The organism is Streptomyces pimonensis, from assembly GCF_041380215.1.
In the GTDB taxonomy this organism is placed as follows: Bacteria; Actinomycetota; Actinomycetes; order Streptomycetales; family Streptomycetaceae; genus Streptomyces; species Streptomyces pimonensis.
Genome location: NZ_JAHWZY010000026.1, coordinates 20060 through 43059, shown reverse-complemented (window position 1 = coordinate 43059; position 23000 = coordinate 20060). Strand labels below are relative to the sequence as shown.

Genomic DNA, 23000 nt, shown 5'->3' with positions numbered 1-23000 from the left:
GGGAATCGGCGTAGTCCATCTCGCTTCCGACTGATTAATCAGACGGTTTTCGATTGATGTCCATTGGCCGATCCCGTCACCGTGAGGGGACAGCTCGCTCCCGGAAGGGGATCCCATGCCCGACCCACAGCCCTCCACCACCCTCGTCCACGACTGGTCCATGGGCTACCCCATGACCCCCCCCCGCACGGTTCGCCTCGCCCGTCTCCACGTCCGCCGGCGGCTGACGATGTGGTCGTGGGCCGGGGAGGTCGACGACGCCGTGCTGGTCACCTCGGAGCTGGTCGCCAACGCCGTACGGCACGGGCGGCTGCCCGGACACGAACTGTGGGTGCGCCTGCGGGAACTGGAGACCGGTGTGCTGGTCGTCGACGTGTCGGACCCGGTGCGGGTGTTCCCGGAGGTGAAGGAGGAACCGGAGGGCGAGGGCGGACGGGGTCTGCTGGTCGTCGCACGGCTGGCGACGCGGCTGGAGTGGTTCCCGCGCGCGGAGGTCGGCAAGACGGTGCGCGCGCTGCTGGTGCCGGTGAGGCCCCCCAGGGGATGACACAGATCGTCAACAGATCGATCCGCACGGGACTGGTCGCCGTCCCGGTCCTGCGCGAGGGTTTTCCCGAGCCGAGTGTTCCGGCGCTGTCCCGAGAGAAGGAAGCACACCCTATGCGCGCCCTTGTGGTCGCTCACGGCGAGGCCGGACCCGTCCGGTTCGCCGATGTCGACGAACCCGTGCCGTCCGCCGGTGAGGCGCTGGTGGAGGTACGGCACATCGCTCTCAACTTCGGAGAGCTGAACTACGTGGACCAGTGGCCGGCCGGCGCTGTGCACGGGCACGACGCGGCCGGCGTCGTGGTGCGCGCCGCGTCCGACGGTGCGGGTCCGCCCGAAGGCACGCGCGTCGCGGTGGGGATGGCTCCGCACGCGTGGGCGGAGCGGGTGGCGGTCGGCCCCGCCTCGCTCGGCACCGTCCCCGAGGGCGTGGAACTGGCCGGCGCCGCCGCGCTGGGGATCGCCGGGGTCACCGCGCTGCGGGTGCTGCGCTCGCGTTCCCTGCTGGCGCGTGACGTCCTGGTCACCGGCGCCAGCGGGGGCGTGGGGCACTTCGCCGTCCAGTTGGCGGCGCTGGCGGGCGCCCGGGTGACGGCACTGGTGGGTTCGCCGGAGCGGGCCGCCGGCCTCCGCGAACTCGGCGCCGAGGAGGTCCTGACCGACCTGGCCGGGACCGAGCGCCGGTTCGACCTCGTCCTGGACACGGTCGGCGGGCCGCTGGTCGCCCAGGCGTGGGGCGCCCTCGCCGAGGGCGGCACCATCCACCTGGTCGGCTACTCCTCGGGGCAGGACACCACGTTCCCGGCGGGCACCCTGTTCGGCTTCGGCGAACCCCGCCGTATCGCCACCTACGGCGACATGACGCCGACCGGCGGAGAACTGACGGACCTGCTGGGCCTCATGGCCGCCGGAAGGCTCTCGGCACCGGTCGGACGGCGCGGTGACTGGCGGGACGTGGACGACGCCGTGCGGGCGCTGTTCGCGCGGAAGGTGCACGGGAAGATCGTCCTCGACGTGACCTGAAGCTCCGCTGCGGCGGCGGACGAGAATGGGTCCATGGACATGCTGGCGGAGGTCTTGCGGGTCTCGGGGGCGCGGGGAGCGCTCGGGATCGTGCTGAAGGCCGGAGGAACCTGGGGCGTGTGGCTGGACTCCTACCCGGGAGCCGCACTGCACGTGGTTGCCCGCGGCACGGTCTGGCTCCACGCCACCGGCGAGGAACCGCTCCAGGTGCGGGCCGGAGACGCCGTTCTGGTGTCGCCGGGCACCGCCCACGGGATAGCGGGCGCCGCCGGCGTGACGATGGGTTCCTGCGACCGTGAGGCGGCGGCCCGGGCGTTCGGCGACGGCCGGGCCCTGCGGCTGGGCTCGGCGCCGGTGGAGACGGAAGTGATCGTCCTGCACTACGAGCAGGACCCGGAGGTGAGCACCCCGGTGTTGACCTCCCTCGCTCGGCCGATGCACGTCACAGCCGACCAGAACGCACAGTTCGGAAGGACGGTCGAACTCCTCACGGCCGAGCTCGCGCAGCCCCGGATCGGCACCGCCGCCGCAGTCAACAGCATCGTCGACCTGCTGCTCGTCCAGTTCGTACGCGCCTGGCTGGCCCGCCATCCGGAGGAGCGGTCCGGTTCATGGCTGGGCGCGATGCGCGACCCGGTCGTGCGCGACGCCCTGGCGCACGTCCACGCCCGGCCGGAACACCCCTGGACGACGGAGACCCTGGCCGCCGCGGCGAGCGTCTCCCGGGCGACGCTGTCCCGGCGGTTCCGGGCCGCCCTCGGACAGACGCCGGGCGCGTACGTGACCCAGTGGCGCGTCGACCTGGCCTCCGTCCGGCTCCGCGACACCGATGAGCCGGTCGAGTCGATCTCCGGGGCCGTCGGCTACGCCTCCCCGCACGCCTTCAGTCGCGCCTTCCGACGCGCCCGGGGCATGCCGCCGGGCGCGTACCGTTCCCGCTCCCGCCGCACCGACGGGTCCTCCGGGAACGGATGACGCTTCACCCCAAGGTGCCATCCGCTCCCGGCGCCCCGTGCGCGTGTTGCGTGCCCCGCTGCACGGTGAACACGGCCGCGCCGTCCCGCCCCACCCACCGTTCCGTCCACATCGGCGGTGACGCCCACGGCCCGTCGGGGCCGGCGACGGCCACCGCGTCGAGGTCCGCACGCCCGGACCCGCGGCACAGCCCACCGGTCCGGCCATGCACAACACGGCGGACCAGGGAGCCACCGTCCACGCCTTCATGAACGGCGACCAGTGCCTCGACCGGACCGCTCCCGCTCCGGCGGACTGACCTCCACCGGAGCGGTGGACACCCCCTACCGCGGCAGCACCACGAGGTACGCGGCGGGCTCCCGGTCGCCCGCCGCCATCAGCGCCGTACGCACCACCACCGCCTGCTGCTCCGGACGGTCCCGCAGCCCCCGCGGGGTGAGGTGGATGACGGTGACGCCCAGCCGCTCCAGCCGCTCGCGCTTGCGGGCGAACCGGGAGGCCGACGCGTCGTCGCCCTGCCGGTGGCCGCGGGTGTCCAGTTCCACCGCGACCGCGTGGTCCGGCCAGTAGGCGTCCAGCCCGCCGAGGCGGGTGCCGCCGGGCAGGCGCAGGTCGACGTTCCAGACCGGGTCCGGCAGGCCGTACTCGCGCACCATCCGGTACAGCCGGTCCTCCGTGATCGCCTGCCCCTCGGCCACCAGCGACTCCACCGCGTCCACCACGTGCGGCCGGCTCAGCAGCCGCGCCCGGCGCAACTCCCGTACCACCGCCGCCGGCTCGCAGTGCCCGCCGCGCACCGCCTCGGTAGCAGGCGGTGCACGGACCCCGCGTCGGACAGCACCGCCACCGCGTCGGCCAGGGCGCGGGCGACCGGCGCCACGGGCACGCCGGTGACGGTCTCCGGCTCCGGCTCCGGCGGCGCGGTCGCGCGGACGATCCGCGCCCAGCCGGCCGACCGCAGCCGGCACTGCCGGGGCACCAGGACGTCGATGGCGTCCAGGGACGGCAGCGGGGGAGCGCCGGCGACACCGTGCAGGGCCAGCGCGGCCAGCCCGGTGATCATCGCCTGGGACCGCTCGGCACCGGCCTCTTCGCGACCGGGCTGTACCGGCACCCCGCCCGAGGTCCGCTGCGGCGCCGCGTACAGCAGCACGGCGCGCAGCCGTTCCTCGGCGGTCGGCGGTCGGCGGGCCGGAGCGGAGCAGGACGACGCCGGGCAGCAGCCGCTGCCAGGGCCCGCCGGGCCGGCACCACTCGTCGGTCCCGGCGGCCGTGACGCCGTGCACGCGGAGCTGGGCGGTGGTCACGACACGCCCCGGGCCGGCGACCAGGTGGTGCGAAGGGCGGGGCGAGAGCGTGGTGTTGTGCGTCATGACCCGAAATATCCCGCATCCGGGCCCGCCTCTGACCCCTGTGACAAGACCGCCACCGAATCCGGACAGGACGGCTCCTCGGCACACCTGTTCGGACGCCGGAAACCCCTGGCCGCCGACGTGCGGGCCAGGGGTCACGGGACGGGTCGCACCGGCTGTGTAACGGGTGGTCCCGGCAGCGTGCCCGAACAGGCCGCCGTCGCGCGCGGTCCCGACGCGGCGCGGCGCGTCCGCGGACCCCGGCGCGGCGCCTCTGCGCACCACGGCGCGCACGTCCGCGGGCCACAGTGCCGTGCCCCGGCGCCTCTGCGGACCACGGCCGGTACGCCCTCGGAGCGCGGCGCGGCACCCCTCCGCGCGGCGCGGCCCGGCACGTCCGCGCACCACGGCGCGGCCCGGCACGCCCGCGGACCGCGACACGTCACCCGGCGGCGGCCCCGTCGCAGGCCTGCCCGCGCAGCGCCCTGCTCAGGTCGTCCCGCGCCTCCAGCACCAGCCGGCGCAGCGCGGGCGCGGCGTCCTCGTGGGCCGCCAGCCACGCGTCCGTGGCCGCCAGCGTCTCCGGCGAGTCCTGGAGGCCGGGGAACAGCCCCCGCACCACGTCCATGCCGATCTGGATCGACCGCTCGCTCCACACCCGCTCGATCGCCGCGAAGTACTTCTCCGCGTACGGCGCGGTCAGCTCCCGCTGCGACGGCTGCGCGAAGCCCGCGATCGTCGCCTCGACGAGGGCGTTGGACAGCGCGTCCGACTCCACCACCTGCGCCCACGCCTGCGCCTTCACCGCCGCCGAGGGCCGGGCGGCCAGGCACCGCACCTGGTGGCGCTTGCCGGACGCGGTGTCGTCCCGGGCCAGCTCCGCGGCGAGCACCGTCTCGTCCGCCGCGCCGTGCGCCGCCAGCGGCTCCAGGAACGCCCAGCGCAGCTCCTGGTCCACCTCCAGGCCGTCGATCTTCTCGGTGCCGTCCAGCAGCCCGCGCAGCAGCGCGAGGTCCGCCTCGCCGGCGGCCACCGCCGCGAAGAAGCGCGCCCACGCCAGCTGGGGCTCACTGCCCGGGGCCGCCGCCCGCAGCTCCCGCAGCGCGCCCTCGGCCAGCAGCCGGCCGCCGGTCTCCCGCCAGGCGGGGACCGCGTAGTGGGTCAGCGCCGAGTCGGCCCAGGCGTGCAGCATCTGCAGCACGCCGATGTCCGACTCCCGCCCCGCGAACCGCAGCACCAGGCCGATGAAGTCCCGCGCGGGCAGCAGCGCGTCCCGCGTCATGTTCCACAGCGCCGACCAGCACAGCGCGCGGGCCAGCGGGTCGGTCAGGTCACCGAGCCCGTCCCGCAGCGTGGCCAGCGAGGTCGTGTCGAACCGGGTCTTGCAGTACGTCAGGTCGTCGTCGTTGACCAGCACCAGCTCCGGCGCCTGCTGCCCGGCCAGCTCCGCGACGACCGTCCGCGCACCGCCGACGTCCGCCTCGGCCCGCGCGTACCGCTCCAGCGCGCCGTCCCCGCCCCGCCGGTACAGACCGACCGCCACCCGGTGCGGACGCAGTTCGGGATGCGATTCAGCCGCATCCTGCACCACCGCCAGCTCGTCGATCCGCCCGTCGGTGGTGAGCAGCACCTGCGGGGTCAGCGCGTTGACCCCGGCCGTCTGGAGCCAGGACCGCGCCCACGCCGCCATGTCCCGCCCGCTGGTCTCCTCCAGCACCGACAGCAGGTCGCCGAGGCGCGTGTTGCCGTACGCGTGCCGCTTGAAGTAGCGCCGCGCGCCCTCCAGGAACGCGTCCTGACCGACGTACGCCACCAGCTGCTTGAGCACGGAGGCGCCCTTGGCGTACGTGATGCCGTCGAAGTTGAGCTTGGCGTCCTGCAGGTCGCGGATGTCGGCGGTGATCGGGTGCGTGGAGGGGAGCTGGTCGGCGCGGTACGCCCACGCCTTGCGGCGGTTGGCGAAGGTGATCCAGGCGTCCTTGAACCGGGTCGCGCCGACATTGGCGAAGGTGCCCATGAAGTCCGCGAAGGACTCCTTCAGCCACAGGTCGTCCCACCACTCCATGGTGACCAGGTCGCCGAACCACATGTGCGCCATCTCGTGCAGGATGACGTTGGCCCGGCCCTCGTACGACGCCCGCGTCACCTTGCCCCGGAAGATGAACTCCTCCCGGAAGGTCACCATCCCCGGGTTCTCCATCGCGCCCAGGTTGTACTCGGGCACGAACGCCTGGTCGTACTTGCCGAACGGGTACGGGTAGTCGAAGTGGTCGTGGAAGAAGTCCAGGCCCTGCTTGGTCACCAGGAACACGTCGTCGGCGTCGAAGTGCGGGGCCAGACCCTTGCGGCACATCGCGCCGAGCGGGATCTCCAGCCGCGTGCCGTCCTCGAGGACCCGCTCGTAGGAGTCGGTCACATAGTGGTACGGGCCGGCCACCACGCACGTGATGTACGTCGAGATCGGCTTGGTCTCCGCGAACCGCCACACCCCGTCCGCGAGTTCGCCGGCCCCGTTGCTCCACACCGTCCAGCCCTCGGGCGCGCGCACCTCGAAGCGGTACGGCGCCTTGAGGTCGGGCTGCTCGAAATTGGCGAAGACCCGACGGGAGTCGGCCGGCTCGTACTGGGTGTACAGGTACACCTCGCCGTCCTCGGGGTCGACGAAGCGGTGCAGGCCCTCGCCGGTGCGGGAGTAGGCGCACTGCGCGTCGACGACGAGTTCGTTCTCGGCGGCCAGGTCCTCCAGCAGGATCCGCGAGCCGTCGAAGACCTGGCCGGGGTCGAGGTCGCGCCCGTTCAGGGACAGGGCCGTCACGCTCGGCGCGATCAGGTCCGCGAAGCTGCTCGCGCCCGGTTCGGCGCAGCGGAACCGGACGGTGGTGACGGAGCGGAAGGTGCGCGGCTCCCCGCCGCCGTGCCCGCCGACCGCCGAACGCAGGTCCAGGGACACCTCGTACCCGTCGACGGACAGCAGGGCTGCCCGCTCCCGGGCCTCGTCACGGGTCAGATTCTCACCGGGCACGGACGGACTCCTCATGCGTCGTCGACATGGATGAACAGGACCGATCCTGCCATGCGCCCCTGACGCGGGTCGCCCGGGAATGGCGGGGGCCGCTCACGTTGTTCCCCCGGACGAAACTTCCCCCTCCTGAGGAGCGACATGTCGGACAAGTCTCCCGCCACGCCCGTCGACTTCTGGTTCGACCCGTTGTGTCCCTGGGCCTGGATGACCTCCCGCTGGGTGCGTGAGGTGGAGAAGGTACGGGACATCGAGGTCCGCTGGCACCTGATGAGCCTCGCGGTCCTCAACGAGGACAAGCTCGACGAGCTCCCCGCCGAGTACCGCGAGATGCTGGAGGTCAAGGCCTGGGGACCGGTCCGGGTGGTCATCGCGGCCCAGCAGGAGCACGGCGCCGAGGTGCTCGGCGACCTCTACACCGCGCTCGGCACCCGCATCCACAACCAGGGCGAGGGCCCGGGGAAGGAGACGGTCGCCGCCGCCCTGAAGGACGTCGGCCTGCCCGAGTCCCTCATGGAGCACTGGGACTCCACCCCGTACGAGCCCGAGCTGCGCGCCTCCCACAAGGAGGGCATCGAGAAGGTCGGCCAGGAGGTCGGCACCCCGGTCATCGCGGTCCCCGGCTCCGACGGTGAGGAGATCGCCTTCTTCGGCCCGGTCGTCACCCCGGCACCCCGGGGCGAAGAGGCCGCCCGCCTGTGGGACGGCACCCTCGCGGTGGCCTCCGTCCCCGGCTTCTACGAGATCAAGCGCTCCCGGACGAAGGGGCCGGACTTCAGCAACCTGTGACGGTCACTCGATCACGGGCAGCTTGATGGGCGGGGTGAAGGGCTTCTTGTCCCAGCCCGTACGCAGGTTGCGGCACTGCTTTCCGGTGTCCGGGTCCAGCACGTTCACGCAGAGCCGGAACTCGCTCACGCTCACGCGGCCCAGTCGCTCCTTGAGCGCGTCCTCCTCCGCCTCGCCGAGTCGGCGGTGCGGCTGTTCCGAGTCGCAGGTCCAGCAGAACTCCATGGTTGTCCTGTGTGTCGCCATTGCGTAACCATGACCCGGACCGCCGCATACGGGAAGCCCCCGCGAGTCACGTCCTCGCGGGGGCTCGCCTCTTTCCTCCTGCCGGGTGAACGGTGAGAAGGCGATCATGAGGTGGAGTGTTCATTGCGGCACCCTTGCGACGGCACGCCGGCGACGGAAAGAGCCGTCCGTGAGCCCCCCGGTACGCGGAACGGCCCCCGCGCCTTCCCGCGAGGGCCGTCGCGGCGCACGTCAGCCGCGTGCGCGCGCCCGCTGCCAGGCGTATCCCCCGGCCGCCAGGAGCAGCGTCATCGCGCCCGTCGAGTACAGCTGCACCCGCGTGTCCGGCTCCCGGGCCATGAGGACGAAGACCGCCGCCATGCCGATCAGCGCCAGCCGGGTCAGCCAGGGGAACGCCCACATCCGCACCCTCAGCCGCTCCGGCGCCTCGCGCTCCAGCCGGCGGCGCAGCCGCAGCTGGGAGACGGCGATGAAGATCCAGACCACCAGGATCACCGCTCCGACGGTGTTCAGCAGCCAGGCGAAGACGTCGTCCGGCCGCCAGTGGCTCAGCAGCACGCACAGGAAGCCGAAGGCCGAGGAGGCCAGTACGGCGATCCGCGGCACCCCGCCCGACACCCGGCCGAGCGCCTTCGGGCCCTGCCCGCGCTCCACCAGCGAGTAGCCGATGCGCGAGGCGCCGTAGATGTTGGCGTTCATCGCGGACAGCAGCGCGACCAGGATCACGACGTCCATCAGCCGGCCGGCGCCCGGGATGCCGAGCCGGTCCAGGGCGGCGACGTACGGGCCGTCCCCGACCACCGCCGGGGAGTCCCACGGGACCAGGGTGACGACGACCGCCATCGAGCCGACGTAGAACAGCGCGATCCGCCACATCGCCGTACGGACCGCGCCCGCCACGCCGTTGACCGGGTCCTGCGACTCGGCCGCCGCGATGGTCACCGTCTCCAGGCCGCCGTAGGCGAAGACGGAGGCGAGCAGGCCGATCACCAGGCCCTCGCCGCCGTTGGGGAGGAAGTCGGTGAGGTGGGAGGCGCCGGGGGAGTCCGCACCCGGCAGCACACCGGCGATCGCCAGCACGCCGAGCACCAGGAACAGGGAGATCGCACCGACCTTGAGGGCCGCGAACCAGAACTCGAACTCGCCGAAGTTCTTCACCGCCGCCAGGTTCGTCCCGCAGAAGACCACCATGAACAGCGCCACCCACGCCCACGCGGGCGTGCCCGGCAGCCAGCCGGTGACGATCCTCGCGGCCCCGATGCCCTCCAGGCCGACCGCCGTGCACAGCAGCACCCAGAACGACCAGCCGGCGGTGAACCCCGCCCAGGGGCCGATCGCCCGCTCGGCGTGCGCCGAGAAGGAGCCCGACGACGGGTACGCGGCGGACATCTCGCCCAGCATCCGCATCACCAGCATCACCAGGAGGCCGGAGAGGGCGTAGGCGACGACGACGGACGGACCGGCGGCGGCGATGGCCTCCCCGGAGCCGACGAACAGCCCGGCGCCGATCACCCCGCCGAGGGCGATCATCGACAGATGGCGCTGCTTCAGGCCGTGCGCGAGGGAGACGCCGTCCACCTCGGAAGACGTCTCGACGGTGGTGCGGGACATGGGGCGACTCGTCCAATGCGGGAGAGGGCAAAAACGGCGCCCAGTGTGGTCGGCCTCCCCGCGTGCGCGAAGGGGCCGACCAGCATGTGGACATGTCCTGTGCGGAGAGTGACAGTCCGCTCTCCGGGGCGTCCGGCAGCCGTCGTCGCCCGGTGGCCGTGTGCGGTGCGCGCTGTCCCCTGACCGGCGGACGAGACGGCGCCCGCGCGCCCGCCCGGCCCGTTTGGTGGATCCCCACAGCCGCTGTTCCCGGACGGCGTGTTGGCGAAACCACGTCACCTCAGTGACCGGTGTCACCTCGCGTCCCTCGACTCCCCGCCCTTTGTCCGGAGCCCACCAAGTCCGCGGCGACGCCTTTGTCGACCGCTGACGGTGATCGACACGTGGACACCGGTATAGCGTCGCGGTGTCCCCAACTGCCCTCACCCCGCGGAGACCCCATGAGCACCGCCACCGTCACGTCCGCCCGATCCGGACAGGTCCTCGCGGACCTCATCCCGGCCTCCCGTGTCCGGGGTGCCGCGCTCGTGCTCGGCGGCGCAGCGCTCACCGGCCTCGCCGCCCAGATCGCGGTGCCCGTTCCCGGCTCCCCGGTGCCGGTGACCGGCCAGACCTTCGCGGCGCTCCTGGTCGGCACCGCCCTCGGCGCCCGCCGCGGCTTCGCCTCCCTGGCGGTGTACGCGCTGGTGGGTGCGGCCGGCGTGCCGTGGTTCGCGGAGGGCAAGTCGGGCCTGGGCATGCCGTCCTTCGGCTACGTCCTCGGCATGCTGCTGGCCTCCGTCGTCGTGGGCGCGCTCGCCCGTCGCGGCGCCGACCGCTCCGTCTGGCGCACGGCGGGCACCATGGTGCTCGGCTCGGCGGTCATCTACGCCGTCGGCGTGCCCTACCTGGCCCTCGCCACCGGCATGTCCGCCCCCGCCGCGATCGCGGCCGGCCTCACTCCGTTCCTCGTCGGCGACGCCCTGAAGGCGGCCCTGGCGATGGGCGTGCTGCCGACGGCCTGGAAGTTCGTCGACAAGCGGTGACCGCACGGTCCGTGGGAAAGAGGCTCGCCGGTCGCATCGACGGCGAGCCTCTTCGCGTGGTGCCGCCGGCCCCGCCGGGTCTCGGGCCGCCGCCGGGACGACCACCACAGCGCGGTCGCGCCGGCCGCGGGCATCGAGGCGACGGCCGCTCCCGGCACCGCGAACTGTTCGGTGGCCCGGGCGGTTCGTCCGTCCCCCGGGCCGGCCGGTCGTCGGTACCGAGGGCAGCGGGGCGGCCGGGGTGTCGGGCGAGGTGCCGGTGGCTGTCGTGGCTCGACCGGGTGCGAGTGCGATCCGCGGGGTCTCCTCTGCGCCGGGAGAGCTGCGCTCCGCAGAGGTCTGCGAGCCGGTCCGGCGAAACGGAGGCGAACGGATTGCGGAACCTTTGGTTCTCCATCTTTGCCCGGGCTTCTCCAGGGTTGCGCAGCCCTGCTCACGTTCTCGTCGGCCGACCCCACGCGCCTGCCCGCCTGCCCCCGTGTCACACTCGGACCATGCGCGTGTATCTCGGCTCGGACCATGCGGGCTACGAACTCAAGAACCACCTCGTCCAGTGGCTCGAGGCGGCGGGCCACGAGCCCGTCGACTGCGGCCCGCACATCTACGACGCCCAGGACGACTACCCGCCCTTCTGCCTCCGCGCCGCCGAGCGGACCGCCGCGGAGGAGGGCGCCCTCGGCATCGTGATCGGCGGCTCCGGCAACGGCGAGCAGATCGCCGCGAACAAGGTCGAGGGCGTACGGGCGGCCCTGGCGTGGAGCGAGGAGACGGCGGCACTGGGCCGCCAGCACAACAACGCCAACGTGATCGCGGTGGGCGCGCGCATGCACACCCAGGACGAGGCGACGAAGTTCGTCGAGACCTTCCTGAGCACCCCGTTCTCCGGTGACGAGCGCCACACCCGCCGGATCGACATGCTCGCCGCCTACGAGACGACGGGCGACCTTCCGCCCATCCCCCCGCACCACCCGCAGCGGTAACGCCGTCAGGGCCCTCCTCCCGACGCACGGGCTCGGGGGGAGGGCGCCCTCTCCGCGGCGCACACCACCGGGTCCGCTCGCCGAGGTGCCGACGGAGCCCGGGAGACGCGGTCCCCGCCGGAGTCCGGCGCGGAGCCCCCGGAACGAGCCGGGCCGCCGCCCGGGCCGGGCGGGCGGTGGGCACGAGCTTGGAAGGACACCCCCGTGCCGGAAGGCCACACCATCCACCGGCTGGCCGCGGACTACGCCGCCGCCTTCGCCGCCGGCGCCCCCCTCCGCGTCACCAGCCCCCAGGGCAAGTTCGCCGACGCCGCCGCCCTCCTCGACCGCACGCCGCTGCGCACCACCGACGCCCACGGAAAGCACCTGTTCCTCGGCTTCGGTGACACCGAGCCCGCCGAGTGGGTCCACATCCACCTCGGCCTCTTCGGCAAGGTCGTCTTCGGCCCGGCCCCGGCGCCACCGCCCACGGACACCGTCCGACTTCGCCTCGCCGACGCCACGTCCTACGTCGACCTGCGCGGCCCCACCACCTGCGCCCTGATCACGGACGGCGAGAAGCAGGCGGTCCACGACCGCCTCGGCCCCGACCCGCTCCGCCCGGACGCCGACCCGTCCCTCGCGTACCGCAGGATCGGCCGCAGCCGCACGACGATCGCCGCCCTCCTCATGGACCAGAAGGTCATCGCGGGCGTGGGGAACGTCTACCGCGCCGAGGTCCTCTTCCGGCACCGGATCGACCCGTACCGCGCGGGCCGGGACCTCACCCCGGCCGAGTGGGACTCCCTCTGGGCCGACCTGGTCGCGCTGATGCGCGAAGGCGTGCGCAACAACCGCATCGACACCGTCCGCCCGGAACACACCCCGGAAGCGATGGGGCGTCCGCCGCGCGTCGACGACCACGGCGGCGAGGTGTACGTCTACCGCAGGGCCCACCTGCCCTGCCACATCTGCGGCGGCGAGATCCGCACCGCAGACCTCGCCGCCCGCAACCTCTTCTGGTGCCCCGGCTGCCAGCGCCGCTGAGGCTCAGAAGCCGTGCGGCAGCCACGGCGCCGGATCGCTCCCGAAGGCCAGGGACGCCTCCGCCAGCGAGCCCCGCCGCAGCTCGTCCACCCGACCGGCCGCCGCGAGCGCCGTGAGGCTCACACCGCCCAGATAGGCGGCGCCCAACTCCCGCACCGACAGGGCGAGATCGGCCGGGTCGTCGGTACGCTCGCAGGACGCGCCCTTGGCGTCCCCGCTCAGCCGCCAACGTCCCGCGTTCCAGGGGCAGAAGGCGTCCTCCACCTCGAACACGACGTCCACCGGCGCCCGGTACGTCCGCGCCTGGAGCGCCGCCCCGACATCGACCAGCCGTACGTACAGCGCGTCCTGTGTCTCCGGTCGGCACCGGCGGATGTCCGACACCATGTACTGCCACGCCTCGTCGACCGGCCGGCCGCGCGCCACCAGCGTCGACGTCAGGTCGATGCCGAACAGGAACCGCCACAGCGCCGCCTCGGCCGCCGGGTCCAGCGCGGCCAGGGCGCTCAGGACCACCGACCCCTCGTGCCCCGCCGGACCGTGGTCCCCCTTCACCCGGAACCACGCGTACCCGACGGTCTCGCCGTCCCGTTCGGCGACGACGCCCTGCAACGGCGACGCCCCGCCCCGGCTGCCCGCCGGGTCCAGCGTCCCCAGCCGCTCCCAGCCCGGCTGCCGCGCGAGCATCCCCGGCCGGCCCGGCACGAGCCGGGCGTACACCGCCTCGCACCGGTCGAGCACGTCGGCGGGGGCCGCGTACCGCACCCGTACGCCGTCCGTGCCGGGCGGGACAGACAGACGCGTACGACTCGTGTCGATCTCGGCGTTCAGCTGGAAGGTGGCCGCCCCGTACCCGAACCGGCCGTAGATCGCCGGCTCGGAGGCGGTGAGCACCGCCAGCGGCTCGCCCCAGGACCGGACGTCGTCCAGTTGGCGGCGCATCATCGTCCTCAGCACGCCGCGCCGCCGGTGCGTGGCGGCCACACTGACGCCCGTGATGCCCGCGGCCGGCACGGAGTCACCGCCGGGGACGGTCAGCCGGAAAGAGAACGCGCCCGCCGTCCCCACGCACTCGTCGCCGGCCCAGGCCCCCAGGGAACGGTCGTGCTCGGTGAGCGAGTTCCACAGCTCGCGTTCCTCGTCCGCCTCCTCGGCACCGCCGAACGCGCGGCTCAGGTTCGCGTACCACTTGCCCCATTCATCCGGCTGTAGCACTCGAAGCTCGACTACGGGGTCCACCTGTTCGATCGCCATGGCTCATGCCTACCAGGGCCGCACAGGACGGGCGAGGCAATTTCTCCCGTGCGGCCCCACGACGGCGTCCGGTGAAGTTGACTGTGAAGTCGGCCCCGACAAGGGGACAACCAGGACCTCCCGTGCCAAGTGGCCGGTCCGATGGATAAGGTCCCGAACTAATGGCAGCAGGACGAGAGCGGCGCGCGGAGGCCGGCACGTTCACGGCCCGGTTGAAGAAGCAGTGGCACCGGGCCCGCGTCGGCATGCGCCGGTCCGCCGTCGACTACTTCCGCGGGGACGGCTCCGACTGGGTCGCGTTCGCCGGACTGCTTTTCACCGTCCCGTTGATCGCGGCCGGGACGCTCACCAACTCCGTGTGGTGCGCGCCCGCCGCTCTGGTCCTCCCGATCGTCGCCGGCGGCCTGCTGCTGCGCCCGGCGAGCCTGCTCGGCCTGTACGCCGCCGCGGCGACCGCGCTGATCGTGGAGTCGGTGTGGCTCGGCCCCTACACCGAGGGCGCGGCCCGCGTCACACCCGGTGTGGTCCTCACCGTCGCCGCCTGCGGCTTCTTCGGGCTGCTCGTCGCCCAGTTCCGCAGCCGGGTGGGCGTGCCCTGGCGGCGCGGCGGCACCATGCTGTTCGACCTGCGCGAACGCATCCGGGTGCAGAGCAAGCTGCCGGAACTCCCCGACGGCTGGCACCGCGAGATGGCCCTGCGTCCGGCGGGCGGACAGTCCTTCTCGGGCGACTTCGTGGTCGCGGCCCGCACCAACGGCGGGCGCACCCTGGAGGTCGTACTCACCGACGTCTCCGGCAAGGGCATGGACGCCGCCTCGCGCGCCCTGCTGTTGTCGGGCGCCTTCGGCGGCCTCCTCGGCAGTCTCCCGCCGCACGCCTTCCTGCCGGCCGCCAACGGCTACCTGCTGCGCCAGGACTGGGACGAGGGCTTCGCCACCTCCATCCACCTGGTGCTCGACCTGGACTCAGGCGACTACGAGCTCTACTCCGCCGGGCACCCGCCGGGCCTCCAGCTCAGCGCGGGCAGCGGACGCTGGGAGGAGAAGGCGGCCGACGGCCCGCTGCTCGGTGTGTACGACGGCGCCCAGTTCGACTCGGTGAAGGGCTCGCTGCGCCCCGGGGACGTGCTGATGCTGTTCACGGACGGCCTGGTGGAGACCTCCGACCGGGACATCGTGGAGGGCATCGACCGTCTCACCGGCGAGGCCGACCGCTACGTCGTCGGCGGCTTCCACGGAGCCGCCTGGCACCTCATCGAGGCGGTCGCCAAGGACGTCAACGACGACCGGGCCCTGTTGCTCATATGCCGGGAGGGCCCGACCTCCGCGGCGGCCCGCTGACCCGTGCACACTGGGCGGATGACCGGGACGACACCGCTGCCCCTGGCCGAGATCGAGGCCACCGCCCGCGCCGCGCACACCGGCCGGACCGACAAGGCGGGCCGGCCCTACGCCGAACACCTCCGGGCCGTCGCCGAGGGGGTACGGGCCCGCGGCGGCGACGAGGAGCAGATCGCGGCGGCCTGGCTGCACGACGCCGTCGAGGACGACGGACTGTCGCAGCGCTGGCTGGAGGAGGCCGCGCTGACCCGGCGGACCAAGGACATCGTCCTCGCGGTCACCAGACGGTCCGGGGAGTCCCCCGAGACGTACGCGGCCCGGATCCTCGCCACGCCCGGCGCGCTGCTGGTGAAGGAGGCGGACCTGGCGCACAACGCCGACCCGGCCCGTCTGGCCGTACCGGACGGGCCGACCCGCACACGGCTGACCGAGAAGTACGCGCGGATGCGCGCGCTCCTCGGTCTCGAGGCGGGGGAGGGCGATTCCTAGACGGAGACCTTCTCGCGGGTCCCCTTCCTCTCCTGCCGCTCGCGTACGCGGGCCGCTTCCGCGGCGTCCCGCTTGAACGCCCACTCCATCCTCGGCTCCATCACGAACCGGAACACCCGCCGTACGGGGGCGGTGCACAGCAGCGTCACCACGACCGCCGCCAGGACGCTCACGGCGATCTCGCCGAGCGGCCGATGCAGCACGGGGTGCTCGAACCAGCCCCGGTAGTCGCCGGCCTTCACCACGAAGCCGTGCAGCAGATAGCCGTAGAGCGTGCCCGCGCCGAGCGCCGTGAACCACGTGCGACGGCCCGGCACCCAGGCGAAGAAGCAGGCGGTCAGCAGCAGCGAGCAGCCGAACATCGCGAGCACCATGACCGGACCGGCCCACCACGGCGCGCCCAGCTCCTGCGCGGCGTCACGGTGGTAGAACCACGCGGTGTTCATCCGCGGCACCGCCCACCAGCCGAAGGCCAGCGCCACCACGAACACCGGCGCCGCCGCGATCCGCACCGACCGGCGGCGCACCAGGTGGAAGTGGTCCGGCCGCATGCACAGACCGAGCACGAAGTACGGCAGGAACTGCAGCACGCGCTGCAGGTCGAGGTCGTCGCCGATGGCGGGGGTGGCACTGGCCAGCATGGCGATGCCGAGGGCCAGCGGCAGCGGGTGCCGTACCGCGTTCCAGATCGGCGTGGTCAGCCGCCACACGAACAGCGCGACCAGGAACCAGGTCAGGTACCAGGGGTCGAGCAGGCTGATCTTCTGCTCCGGGGCGTCGTCGACGACCCGCCGGAACAGGGGGTAGGCGGTCTCGAACACGATGTACGGCACGGCGACGCCGGTGATCAGCCGGCGCAGCCGGTCGGGCCGCATGTCGAAGCTGCGCGAGAAGAAGCCGGAGATGATGATGAAGGCCGGCATGTGGAACGAGTACACGACCGTGTACGCCGCCTCCAGGACCCGGCTGTCGCCCTTGAGGGGCTCCCACGCGTGTCCGACCGCCACCAGCACGATCGCCAGGTACTTGGCGTTGTCGAAGAACGCGTCGCGCTGTCTGCCGGACGGCGCCGACCGGTCGCCGCGCAGGCTCTCCGTGTTCGGGCTCGGCACTTTGGACGCCGACTCCGTGCTCGGCGCTCCGGGCGTCGGCGACTGCGCCGGGGGGAGCGGCGTTCTGCGGTTGCCGTACGGTTGCTGCGAGTTCGTCACTGACCCTCCCGACGGGGGCCCGGGGAGTCGACCGGTGAGCTCGCTGCGCTTGCGGGGGACGAGGCAGCGTGGAACATCTGAGGCACCCTAGCGTTGTCCGCGGGATTTCGTAAAACACCCGAGGTCGTACCCGGTATTCGGTTCGGGTGCTCCGGATCGGGGGAATTTCGCGACGTGAGCGGCGTGATGGCCAACACGATCCGTGGAGAGGGGATTTGGACGTCACGCAGGACGTATTTGTCGTGATTGGTCCTGACTGGACCGTGCGCGGGGTCGGCAGGTGGCTCCGGTGACATGTCCAGATTCCATATGCATTTCCCGCATTGTCCGAAGGGGTGTCGGGGTGCTCGTGGCGGCAATTCGGATCAGTCGCGAACGCATTGTGCGGAGGCGGAAACGATCCGGATGAATTCCTGGGCGGGTGTTCTTTCGAATTGCCGTGCGGCATGGCGTGGTTGGCCCGTGCGGACGGCCGCGTGCGGGCGGGCCCGGTCGCACCGGGACGGATGATGCGTCAGCCGCCGCATACGGCGGCCGTGTTGGTGGCACGATGGTTCTGGCGGGGTGCGCGAGGTCGCGTCGCCCGGGCCGGGGAAGCGGAACCGACCGAGGGTGTGATCAGTTGTGGCCATTTCACTGTCTGTGGTGCTGCTGTTGGCGATCATCCTGGTGGTGTTGATGAGAAGCGGCTCCATCAAGGCGGGGCCGGCGCTCGTCGCCATCCTCTTCGGCTTCTTCCTCGCCTCCACCGGCATGGCCGACGACATCCAGCGGTTCCTGAACTCGATAGCCGAGACGATCAACTCCATCAGCTTCTGACCCCGCCCGCCCCCGCGGAAACGATCCGGCCCGGCCCGGGAGCCACTCCCCGGCCCGTCCGCCCCGGCCGCCCGGCCTCCTCTTCCCTCCGCGAGCCCGTAGGTGGTCGAGGAGCGGAACCGGCCGGGCGGGGCCCGGGAGACGATCAGGGCCAGGTCGGAGGAGCGATCCTCCGACCTGGCCCTGGGCCGTACAGAGCGGGCGACGGGAATCGAACCCGCGTAGCTAGTTTGGAAGACTAGGGCTCTACCATTGAGCTACGCCCGCACGGAGCGCGCCGCGCGTCGGTGGCCGCGGCACTGACAGGCATCGTAGCGGGTCGTACGCCCTCGTCGCACACCCCGTTTCCGTCCCGCCCCCCGCGCCCGCGAAACGCGGCGGCCGTTTCGCCCGGGTGCATGTACCCTACGTGTCGCACCAGACGGGGTGTGGCGCAGCTTGGTAGCGCGTCCGCTTTGGGAGCGGAAGGCCGTGGGTTCAAATCCCGCCACCCCGACCAGCCACCTGCCTCATGCAGCGATGATCGCCTTTTGGGTGCCGTAGCCACTGCCGTTACTATGCAAACTGCGCGCCCTGTGTGTCTCTGAAGTCCTCCGGGCGGCGAATCGGCCGGGCCTCTCTGGTCCGGCAGAACCCGAGAAGTCAGCCACAAGGAGACCGAACCGTGAAGAGCGCCGTGGAGACCCTGAACCCGACCCGGGTTCGGCTCACTGTCGAGGTGCCCTTCGAGGAGCTCAAGGACAGCCTCGACGCGGCGTACAAGAAGATCAACCAGCAGGTCACGGTGAAGGGCTTCCGCAAGGGCAAGGTCCCGGCCCGGGTCATCGACCAGCGCTTCGGCCGCGGTGCGGTGCTGGAGGAGGCCGTCAACGACGCCCTCCCGAAGTTCTACACCGACGCGGTCAACGAGGCCGAGCTGAGCCCGCTGGGCCAGCCCGAGGTCGACATCACGGAGCTGAAGGACGGCGAGACGCTGAACTTCACCGCCGAGGTCGACATCCGCCCGGCCATCGAGATCCCGGACTACTCCGGCATCGAGGTCGAGGTCGACGCCGTCGAGGTCACCGACGAGGACGTCGAGAAGTCGGTCGAGCAGCTCCGCGAGCGCTTCGCCTCCACCTCCCCGGTGGAGCGTGCAGCCGAGGACGGCGACGTCGTCACCCTCGACCTGGAGGCCAAGGTCGACGGCGAGGTCCTCGAGGACGGTGTCGCGAACGGCGTGTCGTACACCGTCGGCTCCGGCGAGCTGCTGGACGGCATCGACGACGCCGTGAAGGGCCTGGAGGCCGGTGGCGAGGCCACCTTCACCTCCGAGCTCAAGGGCGGCTCGGCGGCCGGCAAGGAGGCCGAGGTCACCGTCAAGGTGTCCCAGGTCGCCGCCCGTGAGCTGCCGGAGCTGGACGACGAGTTCGCCCAGCTCGCGTCCGAGTTCGACACCCTCGAGGAGCTGAAGGCGGACAGCCGCAAGCGCCTGGAGAACATGAAGCAGTACGACCAGGCCACGCAGGCCCAGGAGCGCGTCCTGGAGAAGCTGCTCGAGCTGGTCGAGGTCCCGGTCCCCGAGAAGCTGCTCGAGGACGAGATCAACACCCGCAAGCACAACCTCGAGCACCACCAGCTCGGCCAGATGGGCCTCGACCTCGCGAAGTACCTGGAGATCCAGGGCAAGACCGAGGAGGAGTTCGAGGCCGAGACCCGCGAGGCCGCGGTCAAGGGCATCAAGACCCAGTTCGTGCTCGACGAGCTCGTCAAGCAGGAGAAGCTGAACGTCAACCAGGAGGAGCTCACCGAGCACCTCATGCGGCGCGCCTCCTCCTCCGGAATGTCCCCCGACCAGTTCGCCCAGGCCGTCGTCGAGCAGGGCCAGGTCCCGCTCCTCGTCGGCGAGGTCGCCCGCGGCAAGGCCCTGGCCTCCGTGGTCGAGAAGGCCACGGTCAAGGACACCAACGGCGAGATCGTCGACCTCGAGGACGAGGCCGAGGACGAGGCCGCCGAGTCGGCCGAGACCACCGGGGCCGCGGCCGAGGAGAAGACCGAGGGCTGACCCTCGCGTCACACCTGACCGGCGTACGGAGGGCCCCGGCGATCACGCCGGGGCCCTTCGGCGTACGGCGGGACGGCGTTCCCGGGAGCGCGGGGCGGCACCGGTGTGCGGCTCCGCCGCGTGGGTGCGCGGCCGCCCACGGGCCGCGGCCGCCCGTAAACCGGACAGGCGCCCCTCTACGCCCCCGGCGAACACCCCCGTTACCGGGATTCTCCGGCGGAGCCACCGCGTTAGGGTCCATGAATAACGGGGAGCCAGGAAACCACGGCGGAACCGCCGGGGCCCCCGCAGGGATACGTGAGACGGCCCGGCGCCGTCGCAAGACGAGCAGGTGGATACGTGACGAATCTGATGCCCTCCGCCGCCGGCGAGCCCTCCATCGGTGGTGGCCTCGGCGACCAGGTCTACAACCGGCTGCTCGGCGAGCGGATCATCTTCCTCGGCCAGCCGGTCGACGACGACATTGCCAACAAGATCACCGCACAGCTGCTGCTCCTTGCCTCCGACCCGGACAAGGACATCTACCTGTACATCAACAGCCCCGGCGGCTCCATCACGGCCGGCATGGCGATCTACGACACCATGCAGTACATCAAGAACGACGTGGTGACGATCGCCATGGGCCTGGCGGCCTCCATGGGCCAGTTCCTGCTGAGCGCCGGCACCCCCGGCAAGCGCTTCGCGCTGCCGAACGCCGAGATCCTGATCCACCAGCCGTCCGCCGGTCTCGCCGGCTCGGCCTCGGACATCAAGATCCACGCCGAGCGTCTGCTGCACACCAAGAAGCGCATGGCCGAGCTGACGTCCCAGCACACCGGCCAGTCGGTCGAGCAGATCACCCGCGACTCCGACCGCGACCGCTGGTTCGACGCCTTCGAGGCCAAGGAGTACGGCCTCATCGACGACGTGATCGCCACGGCCGCCGGCATGCCGGGCGGCGGCGGTACCGGGGCCTGAGCGGCCTCACGGGGCCCTCACGGCCCCGTGGACGCCCCCGGGCCCCGGGGGCCCGGAAAGCAAGCCCCAGCAGCCCCAGCCGACCGCCTCAGCCCCTTTCAGGAGACACCGTGAACAGCTTCCCCGGCAGCGGCCTGCACGACCGCACGCCCGCCGCCTCCGAGGGCCGGTACACCGGCCCCTCGGCCGAGTCCCGCTACGTCATCCCGCGCTTCGTCGAGCGCACCTCCCAGGGCATCCGCGAGTACGACCCGTACGCGAAGCTCTTCGAGGAGCGAGTGATCTTCCTCGGCGTCCAGATCGACGACGCCTCGGCCAACGACGTCATGGCGCAGCTGCTGTGCCTGGAGTCGATGGACCCCGACCGGGACATCTCGGTCTACATCAACAGCCCCGGCGGCTCCTTCACCGCGCTCACGGCGATCTACGACACGATGCAGTACGTGAAGCCGGACGTCCAGACGGTCTGCATGGGACAGGCGGCCTCCGCCGCCGCCGTCCTGCTGGCCGCCGGCACGCCCGGCAAGCGCATGGCGCTGCCGAACGCGCGCGTGCTGATCCACCAGCCGTACAGCGAGACCGGCCGCGGTCAGGTCTCCGACCTGGAGATCGCCGCCAACGAGATCCTCCGGATGCGTACGCAGCTCGAGGACATGCTGGCCAAGCACTCCACCCGGCCGATCGAGAAGATCCGCGAGGACATCGAGCGTGACAAGATCCTCACGGCCGAGGACGCGCTGGAGTACGGCCTGATCGACCAGATCATCACCACCCGGAAGATGGACAACGCCAGCCTGCGCTGACGCGGGACGGGAAGTGGCGTCTGCCGCCCCTTGGCACGGTTTGGCACGGTCCACGTCAAAGTGAACCGTGCCAAGGGGGGCCCGAACGGGGGGCTCGGCAAGGTACCGTCGGACATAAGGCAGCACCAGGAGCCGCCGGACGCCCGCGTCCGCGTCTCCCAGGCGAAGGGGAAGCACACCGTGGCACGCATCGGTGACGGCGGCGATCTGCTCAAGTGCTCGTTCTGCGGCAAGAGCCAGAAGCAGGTCAAGAAGCTCATCGCAGGGCCCGGTGTGTACATCTGCGACGAGTGCATCGATCTCTGCAACGAGATCATCGAGGAGGAACTCGCCGAGACCAGCGAGGTCCGCTGGGAGGAGTTGCCCAAGCCCCGCGAGATCTACGAGTTCCTCGAGGGGTACGTGGTGGGGCAGGAGGCGGCCAAGAAGGCCCTCTCCGTCGCCGTGTACAACCACTACAAGCGCGTCCAGGCCGGCGAGAACGGCGGCGCCCAGGGCCGTGACGACGCCATCGAGCTGGCGAAGTCCAACATCCTCCTGCTGGGCCCCACGGGCTCCGGCAAGACCCTGCTGGCCCAGACCCTCGCGCGCATGCTGAACGTCCCGTTCGCGATCGCCGACGCCACCGCGCTCACGGAGGCGGGGTACGTCGGCGAGGACGTCGAGAACATCCTGCTGAAGCTGATCCAGGCGGCCGACTACGACGTGAAGAAGGCCGAGACCGGGATCATCTACATCGACGAGATCGACAAGGTCGCCCGGAAGAGTGAGAACCCGTCGATCACCCGTGACGTCAGCGGTGAGGGCGTACAGCAGGCCCTGCTGAAGATCCTCGAGGGCACCACGGCCTCCGTCCCGCCGCAGGGCGGCCGCAAGCACCCTCACCAGGAGTTCATCCAGATCGACACGACGAACGTGCTGTTCATCGTGGGCGGCGCCTTCGCCGGACTGGAGAAGATCATCGAGGGCCGGGCGGGTGCCAAGGGCATCGGCTTCGGCGCGACGATCCGCTCCAAGCGGGAGAGGGAGTCCAAGGACCAGTTCGAGGAGGTCATGCCGGAGGACCTGGTCAAGTTCGGCATGATCCCCGAGTTCATCGGCCGGCTCCCGGTCATCACCAGCGTCCACAACCTCGACCGCGAGGCCCTGCTCCAGATCCTCGTCGAGCCGCGCAACGCGCTGGTGAAGCAGTACCAGCGCCTCTTCGAACTCGACGGCGTGGAGCTGGACTTCGAGCGCGAGGCGCTGGAGGCCATCGCCGACCAGGCCATCCTGCGCCAGACCGGCGCCCGCGGCCTGCGCGCCATCATGGAGGAGGTCCTCCAGGGCGTGATGTACGAGGTCCCGTCCCGCAAGGACGTCGCCCGTGTGGTCATCACCGCCGACGTGGTCCTCTCCAACGTCAACCCGACCCTGATCCCGCGCGACGCCCGCGGCCGGGGCTCCGGGGAGCAGAAGACGGCGTAGGCGCCCCGCACCGACGCGAAAGGG

The 23000-nt window shown here is 71.9% G+C and carries 19 protein-coding genes, 2 tRNA genes and 1 pseudogene; 15 read left to right on the top strand and 7 right to left on the bottom strand.

Annotated features, from left to right (window positions below; translation table 11 throughout):
- Positions 1-115 precede the first annotated feature (115 nt).
- The 3 genes from KYY02_RS23435 (at position 116) to KYY02_RS23425 (ending at position 2544) form a co-directional block, all read left to right on the top strand.
- The gene (locus KYY02_RS23435) at positions 116-547 is read left to right on the top strand and encodes an ATP-binding protein (RefSeq protein ID WP_371240988.1); all 432 of its coding nucleotides are present in this window, start codon (positions 116-118) and stop codon (positions 545-547) included.
- Positions 548-660: 113 nt separating this feature from the next.
- Complete coding sequence (locus KYY02_RS23430) at positions 661-1569, top strand: zinc-binding dehydrogenase (protein ID WP_371241073.1); 909 nt, start codon at positions 661-663, stop codon at positions 1567-1569.
- A 33-nt stretch (positions 1570-1602) separates the two neighbouring features.
- Positions 1603-2544 (top strand): AraC family transcriptional regulator, encoded by a 942-nt coding sequence (locus tag KYY02_RS23425; protein WP_371240986.1) that lies wholly within the window; start codon positions 1603-1605, stop codon positions 2542-2544.
- 323 nt (positions 2545-2867) lie between these two features.
- On the opposite strand, the pseudogene KYY02_RS23420 reads toward KYY02_RS23425, so the two are convergent.
- Positions 2868-3917 (bottom strand): annotated as a pseudogene (locus KYY02_RS23420) (serine/threonine-protein kinase).
- A gap of 421 nt (positions 3918-4338) precedes the next feature.
- Positions 4339-6918, bottom strand: coding sequence for an aminopeptidase N (gene pepN, locus KYY02_RS23415; RefSeq protein ID WP_371240984.1), 2580 nt, complete (start codon positions 6916-6918; stop codon positions 4339-4341).
- Between the two features lie 138 nt (positions 6919-7056).
- On the opposite strand from pepN, the gene KYY02_RS23410 reads away from it, so the two are divergent.
- Positions 7057-7704: a mycothiol-dependent nitroreductase Rv2466c family protein gene (locus KYY02_RS23410; protein WP_371240981.1), complete on the top strand. Its 648-nt coding sequence runs from the start codon at positions 7057-7059 to the stop codon at positions 7702-7704.
- Between the two features lie 3 nt (positions 7705-7707).
- Here the strand turns inward: KYY02_RS23410 and KYY02_RS23405 are convergent, their stop codons facing one another.
- Together KYY02_RS23405 and KYY02_RS23400 are read right to left on the bottom strand one after the other, a co-directional pair.
- A complete protein-coding gene (locus KYY02_RS23405) occupies positions 7708-7950 on the bottom strand; it encodes a hypothetical protein (protein WP_371240979.1) in 243 nt (80 codons plus the stop codon).
- Between the two features lie 231 nt (positions 7951-8181).
- Positions 8182-9561 (bottom strand): amino acid permease, encoded by a 1380-nt coding sequence (locus tag KYY02_RS23400; RefSeq protein ID WP_371240977.1) that lies wholly within the window; start codon positions 9559-9561, stop codon positions 8182-8184.
- 440 nt (positions 9562-10001) lie between these two features.
- On the opposite strand from KYY02_RS23400, the gene KYY02_RS23395 reads away from it, so the two are divergent.
- From KYY02_RS23395 to KYY02_RS23385, 3 genes are all read left to right on the top strand, one after another.
- Entirely contained in the window at positions 10002-10586 is a 585-nt protein-coding gene (locus tag KYY02_RS23395) for a biotin transporter BioY (protein ID WP_371240974.1), read from the top strand.
- 494 nt (positions 10587-11080) lie between these two features.
- Positions 11081-11566: a ribose-5-phosphate isomerase gene (locus tag KYY02_RS23390; RefSeq protein ID WP_371240972.1), complete on the top strand. Its 486-nt coding sequence runs from the start codon at positions 11081-11083 to the stop codon at positions 11564-11566.
- A gap of 204 nt (positions 11567-11770) precedes the next feature.
- Positions 11771-12592: an Fpg/Nei family DNA glycosylase gene (locus tag KYY02_RS23385; protein WP_371240970.1), complete on the top strand. Its 822-nt coding sequence runs from the start codon at positions 11771-11773 to the stop codon at positions 12590-12592.
- A 3-nt stretch (positions 12593-12595) separates the two neighbouring features.
- Here KYY02_RS23385 and KYY02_RS23380 read toward each other — a convergent pair whose 3' ends face one another.
- On the bottom strand, positions 12596-13846 hold the full coding sequence (locus KYY02_RS23380; RefSeq protein WP_371240967.1) for a GNAT family N-acetyltransferase: 1251 nt from the start codon (positions 13844-13846) through the stop codon (positions 12596-12598).
- Between the two features lie 161 nt (positions 13847-14007).
- Between KYY02_RS23380 and KYY02_RS23375 the strand changes: the two genes are divergently transcribed.
- Entirely contained in the window at positions 14008-15186 is a 1179-nt protein-coding gene (locus KYY02_RS23375) for a SpoIIE family protein phosphatase (RefSeq protein ID WP_371240965.1), read from the top strand.
- Between the two features lie 18 nt (positions 15187-15204).
- Entirely contained in the window at positions 15205-15675 is a 471-nt protein-coding gene (locus KYY02_RS23370; protein ID WP_371240963.1) for an HD domain-containing protein, read from the top strand.
- Here KYY02_RS23370 and KYY02_RS23365 read toward each other — a convergent pair.
- Positions 15672-16787 (bottom strand): acyltransferase family protein, encoded by a 1116-nt coding sequence (locus tag KYY02_RS23365; RefSeq protein ID WP_371240960.1) that lies wholly within the window; start codon positions 16785-16787, stop codon positions 15672-15674. The genes KYY02_RS23370 and KYY02_RS23365 overlap by 4 nt on opposite strands.
- Before the next feature lie 723 nt (positions 16788-17510).
- On the opposite strand from KYY02_RS23365, the gene KYY02_RS23360 reads away from it, so the two are divergent.
- On the top strand, positions 17511-17705 hold the full coding sequence (locus KYY02_RS23360) for a hypothetical protein (RefSeq protein WP_371240958.1): 195 nt from the start codon (positions 17511-17513) through the stop codon (positions 17703-17705).
- A 196-nt stretch (positions 17706-17901) separates the two neighbouring features.
- Here the strand turns inward: KYY02_RS23360 and KYY02_RS23355 are convergent.
- A tRNA-Gly gene (locus KYY02_RS23355) sits at positions 17902-17972 on the bottom strand.
- Positions 17973-18127: 155 nt separating this feature from the next.
- On the opposite strand from KYY02_RS23355, the gene KYY02_RS23350 reads away from it, so the two are divergent.
- The 5 genes from KYY02_RS23350 to clpX all read left to right on the top strand — a co-directional run bounded on the left by KYY02_RS23350 (position 18128) and on the right by clpX (position 22976).
- Positions 18128-18204 (top strand) — tRNA-Pro (locus KYY02_RS23350).
- 165 nt (positions 18205-18369) lie between these two features.
- The gene (gene tig, locus KYY02_RS23345) at positions 18370-19749 is read left to right on the top strand and encodes a trigger factor (RefSeq protein WP_371240956.1); all 1380 of its coding nucleotides are present in this window, start codon (positions 18370-18372) and stop codon (positions 19747-19749) included.
- A 351-nt stretch (positions 19750-20100) separates the two neighbouring features.
- A complete protein-coding gene (locus KYY02_RS23340; protein ID WP_359191959.1) occupies positions 20101-20706 on the top strand; it encodes an ATP-dependent Clp protease proteolytic subunit in 606 nt (201 codons plus the stop codon).
- Positions 20707-20816: 110 nt separating this feature from the next.
- Entirely contained in the window at positions 20817-21509 is a 693-nt protein-coding gene (locus KYY02_RS23335) for an ATP-dependent Clp protease proteolytic subunit (protein WP_371240954.1), read from the top strand.
- Between the two features lie 180 nt (positions 21510-21689).
- Positions 21690-22976, top strand: a complete 1287-nt coding sequence (gene clpX / locus KYY02_RS23330; protein ID WP_371240951.1) for an ATP-dependent Clp protease ATP-binding subunit ClpX — start codon at positions 21690-21692, stop codon at positions 22974-22976.
- Positions 22977-23000: the final 24 nt, after the last annotated feature.

Bases quoted from the DNA above. Each gene is read 5' to 3' on its own strand.
- KYY02_RS23425 (WP_371240986.1), top strand. From the start codon at position 1,603: ATGGACATGCTGGCGGAGGTCTTGCGGGTCTCGGGGGCGCGGGGAGCG.
- KYY02_RS23395 (WP_371240974.1), top strand. From the start codon at position 10,002: ATGAGCACCGCCACCGTCACGTCCGCCCGATCCGGACAGGTCCTCGCG.
- KYY02_RS23405 (WP_371240979.1), bottom strand. From the start codon at position 7,950: ATGGCGACACACAGGACAACCATGGAGTTCTGCTGGACCTGCGACTCG.
- KYY02_RS23370 (WP_371240963.1), top strand. From the start codon at position 15,205: ATGACCGGGACGACACCGCTGCCCCTGGCCGAGATCGAGGCCACCGCC.
- KYY02_RS23435 (WP_371240988.1), top strand. From the start codon at position 116: ATGCCCGACCCACAGCCCTCCACCACCCTCGTCCACGACTGGTCCATG.
- KYY02_RS23400 (WP_371240977.1), bottom strand. From the start codon at position 9,561: ATGTCCCGCACCACCGTCGAGACGTCTTCCGAGGTGGACGGCGTCTCC.
- KYY02_RS23390 (WP_371240972.1), top strand. From the start codon at position 11,081: ATGCGCGTGTATCTCGGCTCGGACCATGCGGGCTACGAACTCAAGAAC.
- KYY02_RS23430 (WP_371241073.1), top strand. From the start codon at position 661: ATGCGCGCCCTTGTGGTCGCTCACGGCGAGGCCGGACCCGTCCGGTTC.
- KYY02_RS23375 (WP_371240965.1), top strand. From the start codon at position 14,008: ATGGCAGCAGGACGAGAGCGGCGCGCGGAGGCCGGCACGTTCACGGCC.
- KYY02_RS23380 (WP_371240967.1), bottom strand. From the start codon at position 13,846: ATGGCGATCGAACAGGTGGACCCCGTAGTCGAGCTTCGAGTGCTACAG.
- KYY02_RS23410 (WP_371240981.1), top strand. From the start codon at position 7,057: ATGTCGGACAAGTCTCCCGCCACGCCCGTCGACTTCTGGTTCGACCCG.
- KYY02_RS23340 (WP_359191959.1), top strand. From the start codon at position 20,101: ATGCCCTCCGCCGCCGGCGAGCCCTCCATCGGTGGTGGCCTCGGCGAC.